This is a genomic window from Halomonas sp. H33-56 (assembly GCF_040147035.1).
Taxonomy (GTDB): Bacteria; Pseudomonadota; Gammaproteobacteria; order Pseudomonadales; family Halomonadaceae; genus Halomonas; species Halomonas litopenaei.
Window position 1 is genome coordinate 3,515,660 of the sequence record NZ_JAMSHP010000001.1, and the last position, 13,605, is coordinate 3,529,264.

Here is a 13,605-nt window from a genome sequence, read left to right on the forward strand (position 1 = left end):
TTACCGAAGCCTCGATGCCGCATTGCGTCGTTTATTGCCATCTCACATACAAATGAGAACGATTATCCCAATTAATCGCTTTCATGATGTCCACGAAATGCGAACCATTCGTTCGGCATAAGCTAACAACACACTGTGCTAAAACGCCGCGCGCCATGCCGACAAACCGCGCCGATACGGGCTTGGCCGGATTGAAAATGAGAATTTTTTGTCATACCGTGCTGCTGCCACACACCCCAGGCGGGCCTTGCATGACCTCATCTCAGCCTTCTTTGCCGACCACACCCTCGTTCAGCGCGGCCCCCCGACACCGGTCCGATGCATCGTCTGACGAGCCGTCAGACGGATCGACCGCGGCGTCCGCGCTCGGCCACCAGTTGGCGGGACATTCTCTCAAGGTCGGCTACGAGGAACGGCTGGTACTGGACGGGGTGGATATCGCGGTGGCGCCAGGCAAGCTGACGGTGCTGCTCGGTCCCAACGGCAGCGGCAAGTCGACCCTGCTGAAGACCCTGGCACGCACCTTGAAGCCCCAGGGCGGTCAGGTGCTGCTCGACGGTCAGGATATCCACCGTCGCTCCACCCGCGAGGTCGCCCAGCATCTGGGGCTGCTGCCCCAGGGGCCGACGGCACCGGAGGGGCTGAGCGTGCGCCAGCTGGTGGCAATGGGACGCTTTCCCCACCAGCGCCTGTGGCAACGCGATGCCCGTCGCGACGCCGAGGTGGTCAAGCAGGCGATGGCCTACACCCGGGTCACCGAGTTCGCCGAACGCCACGTCGACACCCTGTCCGGTGGACAGCGCCAGCGCTGCTGGATCGCCATGGTGCTGGCCCAGCAGACCGACCTGATCCTGCTCGATGAGCCCACCACCTTTCTTGACCTCAAGGTCCAGGTGGACCTGCTGGAGTTGCTCTCGGGACTGGCCCACGACCAGGGGCGCACCCTGCTTTTGGTGCTGCACGACCTCAACCTGGCCGCCGCCTACGCCGACGAGCTGGTGATGATGCGCGACGGCCGCATCCTCACCAGCGGCGCGCCGCGAGAGGTGTTCACCGCCGACAATCTGAAGCGCGTCTTCGACCTGGACGCCCACGTCATGGTCGACCCGGAAAGCGGCAAGCCGCTGTGCGTGCCCTTGCTGGGGCGCCGTGAATCGCAGGCGCAACAGCAGAGACCAACCGACGAGTCGCCGGCCCCACACACTCAGCCAAGGCATCCTTCGACAACGTCAGGGCCGAGGCCATGAGCCACGTCTTCTGTACCGACCTGTCTCGCGAAGCGGGGGACCCATTGCCCGGCAGCGGCGCCCACGCCGAGCGCAACCTCTTGATCAGCTGGCCCCGGGCAAGGTGGCAGCGCAACCTGCGCCACGCCAGCGACATGCCCCCCGATCTGGCAGCACAACTCGACGCCCTGGCCGCCAGCGGTCGCCGGGTCAATCTGATCCATCGTCGTGATCAGCCTGCCGAGGTCCACGAGGTGATCCTGATGCCGGAGCGTCGGCGTCTCCAGCTCGAGCGCAGCGCACTGCTGGCCTTTGTCGAGGCGCTGGCGGCGGGCGAGGATCTCGAGCGCTGGCCGTCCACACCACAGCACCACGACCTGGTGCTGTGCTGCACCCACGGCAAGAAGGACAAGTGCTGCGCGCGCTACGGCTATCGCAGCTACAAGGCGCTGGCCCGCGCCGTGGAGGAACATCGCCTGCCCTTCGACGTGTGGGAGAGCAGCCACCTGGGCGGTTGCCGCTTCGCCGCGAGCATCATCCTGCTGTCACCGGTGCGCAAGTACGGGCGCATCGAGCCCGACCAGGCTTTGCCCATGCTGCAAGCCGAGGCGCAGGGGCAGCGCTTCCTGCCCGGCTATCGCGGAGCCTCCCACCTGACCCCGGCCCAGCAGTGTGCCGAGGTCGCCGCACTCCAGTGGCTGGCCAGGGACTCGGCCCTGCCCTGCGTCGAACTGGCGCTGGTGGAGGACAGCGCCCTGGCACCGGAGGAGATGCCCGGCCACCTTGGCGGCAGCAGCAGCAGCAGCAGCGACAACGACGGCGACAACGAACCGCAATACCGGCGCCAGATCTGGCGCTGGCGCCAGTCCGGCGAGGGCGAGGGCGAGGGCGAGGGCGAGGGCGAGGGCGAGGGCGAGGGCGAGGGCGAGGGCGAGGGCAAGGCCAAGGCCAAGGGCGAGAGAGCGAGCGGTGAGCTGGTCGTCCATTGCCATACCCTCACGCTTGCACGGATCGACATGTGCTCGGATATCGACCAGGGGCCCAGCCCCAGCCAGGTCTGGCGGGCCGCCAGCGTTCAGTCGATCGACGCCGGCTATCGGCAATATTCTTGATAACAATTCGCATTTAATTTATGGTGTCCACCGTTGGTCTTATGACCTCAAGCCTCCGGCCTGCAGGACACCCCATGACATCAGCGCTGCCTCGTCTGTATTGCGGTCCCCTGGAACACCTTGCCGTACCCACCGTCGCGGCCGAGCTACCCGACGACGCCATGCCTGCCGAGCGTCTGCTCGAACCTGGCGTGCTGGACGAATTGCTCGAGCGCTTCGCCGCCCAGTACCAGGGCGATGACCTCAAGGCGGTGGCCTCGCTCTGGTCCAAGTGGCATTTCAGCGCCATGGTCGCCCATACCCTGGCCTCCAACCTGCTGCTGGAGCGCGACCTGCCGGTAGCGCTGGATCAGATGGGCCTGTATCTCAGCGACAGCGGCCAGACGACTGGCATCGCCCTGCCCCACGAAGGCACCCCGCTGGGGTCGCTCGACGCCTTCGAGCGCTTCGAACGCCTGCTGCAGGGGCATGTGGCACCGCTGGTCGACATGCTGGGCTGCGTCTCCGGGGCCTCCCCCAAGGTGTTCTGGAGCAACTTCGGCAACTACTTCGAGTACTTTGCCAAGGCTGCAGTGCACCACCCCATGGCCTCACCTGGGCTCGGCGACGAGGCGCTGCGCCTGATCGACCACCGGGTCTACCCGGATGGCCGGCGCAATCCCCTGTTCATGCCGGTGCGCTACCTGCCCGACGAACACGGAGAGACCCAGCGCACACGGCGGCTGTGCTGCCTGCGCTATCGACTCGAGGACTTCGGCTGCTGCGGCAACTGCCCGCTGGACGATGCCGCCGTTGCCAGGGCGAGCAGCACGACCAGCAAACAGACCAGCAGCACGACCGGCAACAAGGTCAGCAATAAGACCAGGCAGCCCAGGACCACAGCGATGCCCCAGAGCACGGGGGCAGTGGTGCAGACCTTCCCCTCCCGCGGCGACGCCCGCCGCCTGGTCGCAAGCTGAAGATGAGCGCTGCAAGCCACGCGCAAGCCTGCGAGTCGAGTGGCGCTCAGCCTCGCTCGCGCCCGCTGGCCGGAGCCGCCGCGGGACTTGGTGATACCCGGGTCATCCGCGCGCGGGACTTTCTGCGATTCGGCCAGCGCCACGGCATCGACTACCGCTTCGACGGCGCCCGCTTCCCGGCGGTGGCCCACCACCTGGAAATTCTCAGAGGCCGCGTCATCGAGGAAGAGGTGCGCAGCGGCTGGCATCTGACCTTTTCCGATGTCGAGGTGCTCAAGCCCTACGACTCCTGCTCCACCATGGCCTCGCCGCTGTTCGTGTGCGTGGTGATGGAAGGCGCCATCGTGGTCGACACCGGGGGACGGCGGCAGCGGCTCACCGCCGGCAGCGCACTGAGCGCCCGGCTCGCCGATCAGGTTTCCCTGCGCGTGCATCAGGATGAGGGGCAGCGGTTGCGCACCCTGAACCTGTCGCTGGACCAGGCCGCGATCGCCTCGTTGAGCCAGCGCCCGGACATCACCGAACTGCTCGACGCCCCGCGTCCTCATCTGCACGTCTGGCCGCTGCCGGGCTACCTGGCGCCGATGCTCGAACAGGCGGTCATGCCGCAGCCTTCCCCCGGCCAGCGCCAGCTCTTGATGGAGGCCATCGGCCTGCAACTACTGGCCCATGGGCTGCGACATCCCGGCCCGCGCCAGCGCGGTGACCTGCCCCTGCCGGAGCGCCAGCGGCTGGAACGGATCCGCCAGCGGCTACACGACTTTCCCGCCGAGTCCTACTGCCTCGAGCAGCTGGCGGCGATGGCGTCCATGAGCGCCTCGGGCCTGCGCGCCAAGTTCCAGCGCCTGTTCGGCGTTTCGGTCTTCGACTACCTGCGAGAACGCAGACTGACCCTGGCCCACGAGCTGCTGGCCCAGGGCGCCAGCGTGCAGCAGGCCGCTTTCGAGAGCGGCTACAGCCACGCCTCCAACTTTTCCACCGCCTTTCGGCGGCGCTTCGGGGTCTCGCCACGCGACGTTGGCTAGGCGCTTCCAGGACCTTCGCCCTTCGCCCAGCCCCCCCTGGGCAGCTCTCCCCCAGAGACCTCAACTGGACGCAGTACACCGCAACGGCACCCAGCCGTCGGGCGGTGCTTCGTCGATGACTGGATCCACTACATCAGCTAGCACTCGCTACGCCGATAGCACTCGCTACGCCGATAGCACTTGGCTACTGAGGTTTCATTATCGGTGCAGGTCCTGTCACCACGCATAAGGTTCTTGGCGCCGCGCATAAACAGGCCTACTCGCAAAATGTAATAATTCGCATTACCGAAACATGACCGCTTTGTTCAGGTGCCTACCCCGCGGCGCCTTTCCCTGCTCCCAATGGTAAGCGACAACATGCGTATCACCTCGACCCTGCCCTTCGCGCTGACGCCTTTCGCCCTGAAACCTTTCGCCTTGAAGGCTGGCCCGGCGCTGCTGGCGGCCAGCGTGTCCTCCGCCGCACTGGCCCAGACCGCCCTCAGTGACAATGCCGTCAATACTGGCACCTCCGCCGATACCGAACTGGGCACCATGACGGTCACCGGCCAGGCCGCCACCAAGACCGATACGCCCTTCCTCGAGACGCCCCAGGCCACCTCGACGGTCAGCGCCGAGCAGATCGAGCGACGTGGTGCCCAGACGGTGCAGCGGGCGCTGGACTACACCCCCGGGGTCTATACCAACCAGCTCGGGTCGTCCAACCGCTACGACTATCTGGTACTGCGGGGCTTCTCCGACGGCAGCCTGAGCAATACCTTCCTCGACGGCCTCAAGCTGATGGGCGACACCAACAGCTTCAGCTCGCTGAAGGTCGACCCCTGGATGCTCGAAAGCATCGAGGTGGTAAAGGGACCGGCCTCGGTGCTCTATGGTCGCGCCTCCCCTGGCGGCCTGGTCGCGCTGACCAGCAAGCGCCCTGAGTTCAGCGACAGCCCCACCGGCGAGGTGCAGGTCGGCTTCGGCAACAATGAGCAGCAGCGCGCCGCCTTCGATGTCACCGGCAGCGTCGACGAAGGCCAGCGTGCCGCCTTCCGCCTGACCGGCATCGCCCGCTCCTCGGATACTCAGTTCGATCAGGTCGAGGAAGAGAGCTACGCCATCGCGCCGTCGCTGACCTGGGACATCACCGACGCCACCACCCTCAACCTCAACGCCTACGTCTCGCGTGAGCCCGAAGGCGGCTATCACGCCGGTCTGCCCTACGACGGCACGGTGACCAGCCATGCCGGTGGGAATATCGACAACACCTTCTTCGAGGGCGAGGACGACTACGACAACTTCGAGCGCGACCAGACCCTGCTGGGCTATGAGCTGGAGCACCGTTTCGGCAACGGCATCACCGCTCGCCAGAAGCTCAAGTATCTGGAATCCGACGTCGAGATGGATCAGGTCTACGCCTACGGCTGGGCCAACGACACCGAGCTCAACCGCTACTACTCCGGCGCCGACGAAGACCTCGAGGCCTGGACCGTGGACAACCAGCTCGAAGCCAACTTTTCCACCGGCGGCTTCGAGCACCGGGTGCTGACCGGGTTCGATTACCAGACCCGCGAGAACGACGTGGTCTGGTCCGGGGGCACCTTCCCCAACATCGACGCCTTCAACCCGAGCTACGGTGCTGGCCCCATCGGCGATATCGTCGTGACCACCCGTGAGAAGCACGAACTCGACCAGACCGGCGTCTACCTGCAGGACCAGATCAGCTGGGATCGCTGGCACCTGACCCTGGGTGGCCGCTATGACTGGGTCGACATCGAGAACACCAATCTCGATAGCGGCGACAGCTCGGATCTCGACGAAACCCAGTTCAGCGGCCGCGCAGGCCTGCTCTACGCCTTCGACAACGGCGTCTCGCCCTACGCCAGCTACTCGACCGCCTTCACCCCGACCAGCTTCGTCGATGCCTCCGGCGATCTGCTCGAGCCGATGGAGGGCGAGCAGGTGGAAACCGGGCTCAAGTACCAGCCGTTGGGTACCCAGGACCAGTACTCCATCGCCCTGTTCCATATCACCCAGGAAAACGTGGCCACCAAGGAGCAGCCCACCGATCCGTATCGTGCCGTGGGCGAGATCGAATCCCAGGGAATCGAGCTCGAGGCGCGCACTCAGCTCACCGAGGCACTGAGCCTCCAGGCCGGCTACGCCTACACCGACATCACCTACGCCGAAAGCGATGACCCCAGCGAGGAAGGCAACGACGCCATCTACTCGCCCAAGCACATCGCCTCGGTGTGGGGCTACTACGACTTCCTCAAGGGACCGCTGGCCGGGCTCAACACCGGCCTCGGGGTGCGCTACCACGCCGATATCCAGGCCGACCGCGACAACACCAAGTCGGTCCCGGACTACACCCTGGTCGACGCCACCCTGGGCTATGACTTCAGCCAGGTCGGACTGACCAACGTCAGCGGCCGCCTCAACGTCAGCAACCTGCTGGACGAGGACTACGTGGCCTCCTGCAACTCGCTCGAATTCTGCTACTTCGGCGCCGAACGCAGCGTCAGCGCCACCCTGAGCTATCGTTTCTAGCCACTGACCCAAATGAAGGAAAAGCGCCCCGTCCATGAACGGGGCGCTTTGCGTTTCGGCCCGACCGCTATCCTCGCCTGCTGCTGCACCGGAATCCGCAGCAAGGCCTTGTTGGTGGGCAGCCCACCGCCCCTACTCCCAACGGGCAAGCTGCCTCAGATGGTCATCGCGGGCACGCTCCGGCGACTCCGGCACCAGGCGCACCTCGGTGCCGGGCAGGCACTGGGCCAGACGGGCGCAGGCCAGCGGGGTCAGAGCGCCGAGGCGCGGGTAGCCGCCGATGGTCTGGCGGTCGTTCATCAGAATGATCGGCTGGCCGTCCGGCGGTACCTGCACCGCCCCCAGCGGAATGCCTTCCGACACCATGCCGCTCATGCTGCCCTCAAGCTGCGGCCCGGTCAGGCGAATCCCCATGCGATCGGCGCGCTGATCCAGCGTCCAGACGTCATTGAAGGCGCGATACAGGCTGGTGCCCGAGAAGCTCGCGATCTGGGCCCCGGGCACCAGCGACAGCGCCAGTGGCCCGTCGCTTGCCGTGACCAGAGCCCCCGGCTCTCGATCAGCATCCCGCTGCCCCTTGTCGGCGTCCCGCTGTGGCAGGCGACGATCGCCGCCCGAGGGCCGATCCTGCTTTGGCGTCAGCACGTCGCCCTGGGCCAGCGGCTTGCCGAAACCGTCGAGGCCACCGAGCCCTTCTCGCACGGTGCTCGTGACGCTGCCCATGATGGCGCTCGCCTCGATCCCGCCCGGCAGTGCCAGATAGGTGCGCAGGCCACTTTTCGGCCGCTCGAACACCAGCCGCTGACCACGCTTGAGCGTTACCGGCTCCGCCAGGGCCAGGGGTTCGCCGTCCAGGGTCGCGCCCAGGTCGGCACCGGCCAGCGCCACGCTCACGTCGGCCTCGACCACCAGCGCAAGGCCGCCCACCATGATCTCGATGCCGGGGGCGTCCGGGGCGTTACCCAGCAGCCAGTTGGCCCAGCCTAGCGCCACCCAATCCATGGCACCGCCCTGGGTCACGCCCAGATGGCGCACACCCTGACGACCACCATCGACCACCAGCGCCAGGGGACCTGCGCGTTCCACCTTGAGACTCATGCGCCGCTCTCCTCGGCCGGGGGTTGGGGAGTGGTGTCGCCACCCTGCGCCTCGAAGGTGGCGCGGTCGATGGCCACAAAGCGCACGCGATCGCCGGGCTTGAACAGGGTGTAACCCTCGCGCTCGCGATCGAACAGCCGGGTGGCGGTGCGTCCGATCAGGTTCCAGCCGCCAGGCGACGGCGCGGGATAGACGGCGGTCTGGCGATCGGCGATGCCGACGCTGCCCGCGGCGACCTTCTGGCGCGGTGTCTTGAGTCGAGGCGTGGCCAGGGCGTCCTCGACCAGTCCCATGAAGCCGTAGCCGGGGGCAAATCCCAGCGCGAACACGCTGTAGTCGTGGGCGCAGTGGCGTTCGATGACCTGGTCGGCGGTGATGCCTGCGCGCTGAGCGATCAGCTCAAGCTCAGGGCCGACGCTTGCGTCATACCACACCGGGATCTCGTGCAGGCTACCGTCCTCCGTCGCCCGGGGCGAAAGGTTCGCCAAGGCCTCGCCGAGGCGCGCTCGAGCCTCGCCAAGCGACAGCCTGCGGATATCGAGCTGCACCAGTACCGTGGTGTAGGACGGCACCACCTCCAGGGCATCCTCGCCCAGCCGCTCGCGGATGGCGTCCACCGCCGCCAGCACCCAGGGCATATGCGACTCGTCGATGGCGTCGAACAGCCGCACGATCAGGCTGTCGAAGGCCACCGTCTCCAGACGTGGGCTCGGCGTCATGCCCCCTCCAGCTGGTCGAAGGCCTCGCGGATGGCACGCACCGCCGCCACTGAACTCTCGTTGTCGCCGTGCACGCACAGGGTATCGGCGGGAAGGACCAGTTTGGTGCCGTCGCGGGCGGTCAGCGCCTCGCCCCGGGCCAGGGTCACCGCCTGGCCGACGATGGTGTCCTCATCGTGATGCACCGCGTCTGGCTCACGCCGGGATACCAGCCGACCTTCGCCGTCATAGGCACGGTCGGCGAACACCTCGAACCACAGGCTGACGCCCTCCTCCTCGGCAAGCGCCCTCACACCGGCGGTGTCGGCGGTGGACATCACCAACAGCGGCAGGCTTTCGTCATAGGCCTTAACCGCGCGCATGGTGGCGCGCAGCAATTCCATGTTGGTGGCCATGTCGTTGTAGAGCGCGCCGTGGGGCTTGACGTAGCCGACCCTGGTGCCCTCGGCACGACAGACGCCGTCGAGGGCACCGATCTGGTAGAGCAGCAGGTTCTCGGCTTCGCTCGGGGACACCGCCAGGCTGCGCCGACCAAAGCCCACCAGGTCGGGATAGCCGGGGTGGGCGCCGACCAGCACGTCATTGGCCACTGCGTAGCCTACGGTGCGTCGCATCACGTCAGGGTCGCCGGCATGGAAGCCGCAGGCGATGTTGGCGCAGTCGATATAGGGCATCACGTCGGCGTCACGGCCCATCTTCCAGGCACCAAAGCTCTCGCCAACGTCGCAGTTGAGTCGGGGTATCGGCATGGGGGCAGCCTCTGTTGTCGACGTCCTTTGGTGAACCTTCGCCAACGGACGTCAGGTGGTTAACGAACCTGTTATTGTCGTCTTCCGCTGTCTTCTGTCGCCATCGTGGCGTCCAGCGCGCGCTCCGAGCACTTGCCTTCGAGCCCTTTCGCGGATGCTTCGATCGCGTTGCCGGGGCGCCACACAATATTCTCTTGTCAGTTGAATCTAACGCCCGAGTCGATTCCCGACAAATTCGGCAAGAAGATTGACGCCACGATCCTCCCCGGCCAAGAATCAGTGATATACCCCTTCACCTACTCCGGAGTTTCCCCATGGCCGTCAGCGACCCCTTCCATCTTGCCATTCAGGTCCGTGATATCGACGAGGCCCGCGAGTTCTATGGCAACTTTCTCGGCTGCCCCGAAGGCCGCAGCTCCGAGTCCTGGGTCGACTTCGACCTCTACGGCCATCAGTTCGTCTGCCACCTGAACCCCGGTCTCAAGGACGCCGCCGACGCTGCCCACAAGAACCCGGTGGACGGCCACGGTGTGCCGGTGCCGCACTTCGGCGTGGTACTGGAAATGGACGCCTGGGAGGCCCTGGCCGAGAAGCTCAAGTCCCATGGCGTCAAGTTCGAGATCGAACCCTACATCCGCTTCAAGGGCGAGCCCGGCGAGCAGGCCACCATGTTCTTCAAGGACCCGTCCGGCAACGCACTGGAGTTCAAGGCGTTCAAGGATCGCGAAAGCCAGCTGTTCAAGAAGGCCTGAGAGCCCAGCGGCATCGGCAAGGCGGCTTGATCTTCAACGCCATCCTGCCCGATGCTGCATAGTCAGACTGATACCTCCATCACGACACGTCGTTTTCACCGCCACGTTTCTACAACAACAAGGTAGGCATCATGACGCGATACTCCTCCCTGGGGCTGGCCGTTGCCGTGGCCACGCTCTCCACCGCCACTGCGTTCAGCAGCGCCCAGGCCGCCGAATGGAATCTGGCGACGCCCTACGGGGATGCCAGCTTCCACACCGAGAACACCAAGCAGTTCGCCGAAGACGTGCGCGAGGCCACCGAGGGCGAGCTCGACATCACCGTGCACTCCGGCGGTTCGCTGATCAGCCACGGCGAGATCAAGCCATCGGTGCGCCGTGGTACCGTTCAGGCCGGCGAGATCTTCATGTCGATCCTGTCCAACGAGTCGCCGGTGTTCGAGCTGGACACCCTGCCGGGGCTCGCCGGCAGCTACGACGAGGCCTGGGAGCTGTGGCAGGCGAGCAAGCCGGTGATCGAGGAGCTGTTCGCCGAGCAGGGCATGAAGCCGCTGTACGCGGTGCCCTGGCCGTCACAGGGTATCTACACCGACTTCGAGTTGAATGACCCCGCCCAGTTCGAGGGGCTCAGGGTAAGAGCGCCCAACATCAATACCCAGCGCCTGACCGAGAACCTCGGCGGCCTGCCCACCGAGACCGAGGAATCGGACATCCCCACCGCCTTCTCCACCGGCCGGGTCGACGCCATGATCACCTCGGTGTCCACCGGCGAGTCGATGGCGGCCTGGGACTATGTCTCCCACTTCTCCGACGCCAACCTGTGGATTCCGAAGAACATCATCTTCGTCAATCAGAAGGCCTTCGATCGCCTGGATGAGGCGACCCAGCAAGCGCTGATGGAAGCGGCGGCCGAGGCCGAAGAGCGCGGCTGGGAGGCCAGCAAGGCCGATATGGAAGGCAGCGCCCAGGCCCTGGAGGAAAACGGCATCACCATTGGCGAGCCCAACGAGGCGGTGGCCGGAGCCCTTTCCGAGGCCGGCGACAAGCTCTTCCAGGACTGGGAGAGCCGCGCCGATGACCGGGCCAAGGCGCTGATCGAGGACTACCGCGCCAACACCGAATAGCGCTCGGGACGAGCGGTGAGGGACTTCCTCGCCGCTCGTTCGTTGTCCCGTTCACGGCCTGTCTTTCGCAACACGCCACGTCGCGACGCCGTGCAAGAAAGGTGCGGTCAACGACTCACGGACAACGTATCGCTCCACTGACGCCAAGGATCGCCTATGAAGTTTCGCCTGATGCCGCTTTACCGCCTTGGTGGGCTGGGTGCGGCCGCCTCCATGGTCGCCATCTGCGGCCTGATCACCATCCAGGTGCTGTTTCGCCTGCTGGATGCCCTGCTGGTGCTGTTCGGCGGCGCGCGTCTTGGCCTCGAGATCACCGGGGTGTCGGAACTGGCGTCCTTCCTGCTGGTGGGCGCGACCTTTCTCGGCATGGCCTACACCTTCAGCCACCACGCCCACATCCGCATGTCGCTGGTGATCCAGCGCCTGCCGGCGGCGGTGCGCGCCTTCACCGAACTGTTCTGCCTGGCGGTGGCTTCGGCGCTCAACGCGCTGTTGTGCGTATCGCTGTGGCAACTGATGCACGAGAGCCTCGAGTTCGACGACGTCTCCTCGGGACTGCTCGCCGTTCCGCTGTGGATTCCCCAGCTGGCGTTGCTGGTCGGCATGGCGCTGATGAGCCTGGCCCTGGCCGAAGCGCTGATCGACACCGCCAGACAGGCGCTGACGGCGCCGCGCCGTTTCGAGGCCCCGGACGAGGAGCCCAGCCATGACTGACCCGAGGATTCCTGTTCGCCTGCTGCGCATGTCTCGCCAGGAGGGCTTGCCGAGATGCTGACGATCAGTCTGGTCACCCTGCTGGCGCTGGCGGTGCTGCTCGGCAGCGGCGTGTGGATCGCCTACGCCCTGCTCGGCACCGGCTTTATCGTGCTGACGCTGTTCTTTCCGCTGGAGCCCGGCCCGATCCTGGCCTCGGACTTCTGGGGCGCCAGCTACGGCTGGGACCTGACCGCGCTACCGATGTTCGTGTGGATGGGCGAGATCCTGTTTCGCTCGGGGCTCGCCAACAACATGTTCCAGGCGCTGTCGCCCTGGCTCGGGCGTATTCCCGGACGTCTGTTGCATTCCAACATCATCGGCAGCGGGCTGTTTGCCGCGGTCTGCGGCTCCTCGGCGGCGACCTGCGCCACCGTCGGCAAGATGACCCTGCCGGAGCTTGAAAAGCGCGGCTACGACAACGATCTGGCCATCGGTACCCTGGCCAGCGCCTCGACCCTGGGGCTGTTGATTCCGCCGTCGATCATGATGATCGTCTACGGCGTGGTCACCGAACAGTCGATCTCTCGCCTGTTCATCGCCGGCGTCGGGCCGGGACTGATGCTGCTCGGTCTGTTCATGACCTACGTGATCGGCTGGTCGCTGCTGGTGGGCAATCGTCGTGGCGCGGTGGGCAAGCGCGACAGCGACATGCCGCTGCGCCAGAAGCTGTCGGGAAGCCTGCAACTGCTGCCGTTGCTGGCGCTGATCGGCGGCATCCTCGGCAGCATCTACGGCGGGCTTGCCTCGCCCACCGAGGCCGCCGCCTCGGGGGTCGTGCTGTCGATGCTGACCGCTCGAGCCAACGGCCACTTCAACGCCACGATCTTCAAAGACGCCCTGTTCGCCGCGGTGCGCACCTCCTGCATGATCGCCTTCATCATCGCCGGGGCCTCGTTTCTGTCCTCGGCCATGAGCTTCACCCAGCTGCCCATGGACCTGGCCGAGAAGATCGGCGCCATGGGTCTGTCACCGGCCTGGCTGCTGGTGGTGCTGACCCTGTTCTTGCTGGTGCTGGGCTGCTTTCTCGACGGTATCTCGCTGATCCTGCTGGTGACCTCGATCATCATGCCGGTGATCGAGACCGCCGGCTTCGATCTGATCTGGTTCGGCATCTACCTGGTCATCGTGGTCGAGATGTCGCAGATCACCCCGCCGGTGGGCTTCAACCTGTTCGTGATCCAGGGCCTGACCGGGCGCGACATCATGTCGATCACCCGCGCCACGCTGCCGTTCTTCCTGCTGATGATCGTGGCCATCGTGCTGATGAGCCTGTTCCCGGGCATCGCCACCTACCTGCCCCAGGCGATGAGCGGCTGATAGACTAGTTGACAAGATGCTAGGCAGACAGGGGTACGCTACATGAACAGCAAAGTTGAAAAGTACGGCCTCCAGGCCGTGGAACGCCCGCGAATCAAGGCGACCAGAAAATTGGACCTCTCAGGTCCCGAGGGGCAGCAAATCGTCAAGTCGGAGACCAAGCTGGCGTTACGCACGCACAGAAATACCTTCCGGAAACTGGCCGACATGTAATGGAGATTATCCAGTTTCCATTT

13 protein-coding genes are annotated in these 13,605 nt (G+C 65.6%); 10 read left to right on the forward strand and 3 right to left on the reverse strand.

Going from position 1 to position 13,605, the window contains the following annotated elements; genetic code table 11:
- Positions 1-377 precede the first annotated feature (377 nt).
- The 5 genes from NFH98_RS15010 to NFH98_RS15030 all read left to right on the forward strand — a co-directional run bounded on the left by NFH98_RS15010 (position 378) and on the right by NFH98_RS15030 (position 6,854).
- Entirely contained in the window at positions 378-1,247 is an 870-nt protein-coding gene (locus tag NFH98_RS15010; protein ID WP_349622916.1) for an ABC transporter ATP-binding protein, read from the forward strand.
- Positions 1,244-2,338, forward strand: a complete 1,095-nt coding sequence (locus tag NFH98_RS15015) for a ferredoxin family protein (protein WP_349622917.1) — start codon at positions 1,244-1,246, stop codon at positions 2,336-2,338. The genes NFH98_RS15010 and NFH98_RS15015 overlap by 4 nt, the downstream gene beginning before the upstream one ends.
- Positions 2,339-2,412: 74 nt before the next feature.
- Positions 2,413-3,297 carry a siderophore-iron reductase FhuF gene (gene fhuF / locus NFH98_RS15020; protein WP_348826956.1) on the forward strand — a complete coding sequence of 295 codons (885 nt, stop codon included), beginning with the start codon at positions 2,413-2,415 and terminating at the stop codon, positions 3,295-3,297.
- A gap of 2 nt (positions 3,298-3,299) precedes the next feature.
- Positions 3,300-4,322 (forward strand): helix-turn-helix transcriptional regulator, encoded by a 1,023-nt coding sequence (locus tag NFH98_RS15025; protein WP_222515929.1) that lies wholly within the window; start codon positions 3,300-3,302, stop codon positions 4,320-4,322.
- A gap of 357 nt (positions 4,323-4,679) precedes the next feature.
- Positions 4,680-6,854 (forward strand): TonB-dependent siderophore receptor, encoded by a 2,175-nt coding sequence (locus NFH98_RS15030; RefSeq protein WP_502878750.1) that lies wholly within the window; start codon positions 4,680-4,682, stop codon positions 6,852-6,854.
- Positions 6,855-6,986: 132 nt separating this feature from the next.
- On the opposite strand, the gene NFH98_RS15035 is transcribed toward NFH98_RS15030, so the two are convergent.
- Genes NFH98_RS15035 through NFH98_RS15045 form a run of 3 tightly spaced genes read right to left on the reverse strand, consistent with a single transcriptional unit; the run spans position 6,987 to position 9,420 of the window.
- Positions 6,987-7,952, reverse strand: coding sequence for a 5-oxoprolinase subunit C family protein (locus NFH98_RS15035; protein WP_348826957.1), 966 nt, complete (start codon positions 7,950-7,952; stop codon positions 6,987-6,989).
- Complete coding sequence (gene pxpB, locus NFH98_RS15040; protein ID WP_108132500.1) at positions 7,949-8,671, reverse strand: 5-oxoprolinase subunit PxpB; 723 nt, start codon at positions 8,669-8,671, stop codon at positions 7,949-7,951. Before pxpB ends, NFH98_RS15035 begins: the two co-directional genes overlap by 4 nt.
- Positions 8,668-9,420: a 5-oxoprolinase subunit PxpA gene (locus tag NFH98_RS15045; protein WP_222570144.1), complete on the reverse strand. Its 753-nt coding sequence runs from the start codon at positions 9,418-9,420 to the stop codon at positions 8,668-8,670. The genes pxpB and NFH98_RS15045 overlap by 4 nt, the downstream gene beginning before the upstream one ends.
- A 314-nt stretch (positions 9,421-9,734) precedes the next feature.
- Here NFH98_RS15045 and NFH98_RS15050 point away from each other — a divergent pair, with 314 nt between their 5' ends.
- The 5 genes from NFH98_RS15050 (at position 9,735) to NFH98_RS15070 (ending at position 13,582) form a co-directional block, all read left to right on the forward strand.
- On the forward strand, positions 9,735-10,172 hold the full coding sequence (locus NFH98_RS15050) for a VOC family protein (RefSeq protein ID WP_045992313.1): 438 nt from the start codon (positions 9,735-9,737) through the stop codon (positions 10,170-10,172).
- Positions 10,173-10,303: 131 nt separating this feature from the next.
- Entirely contained in the window at positions 10,304-11,296 is a 993-nt protein-coding gene (locus NFH98_RS15055) for a TRAP transporter substrate-binding protein (protein ID WP_348826958.1), read from the forward strand.
- Positions 11,297-11,452: 156 nt separating this feature from the next.
- The gene (locus NFH98_RS15060; protein ID WP_045992315.1) at positions 11,453-12,010 is read left to right on the forward strand and encodes a TRAP transporter small permease; all 558 of its coding nucleotides are present in this window, start codon (positions 11,453-11,455) and stop codon (positions 12,008-12,010) included.
- Between the two features lie 54 nt (positions 12,011-12,064).
- A complete protein-coding gene (locus NFH98_RS15065; RefSeq protein WP_348826959.1) occupies positions 12,065-13,369 on the forward strand; it encodes a TRAP transporter large permease in 1,305 nt (434 codons plus the stop codon).
- Positions 13,370-13,411: 42 nt separating this feature from the next.
- A complete protein-coding gene (locus NFH98_RS15070; protein WP_108132496.1) occupies positions 13,412-13,582 on the forward strand; it encodes an acetyltransferase in 171 nt (56 codons plus the stop codon).
- Positions 13,583-13,605: the final 23 nt, after the last annotated feature.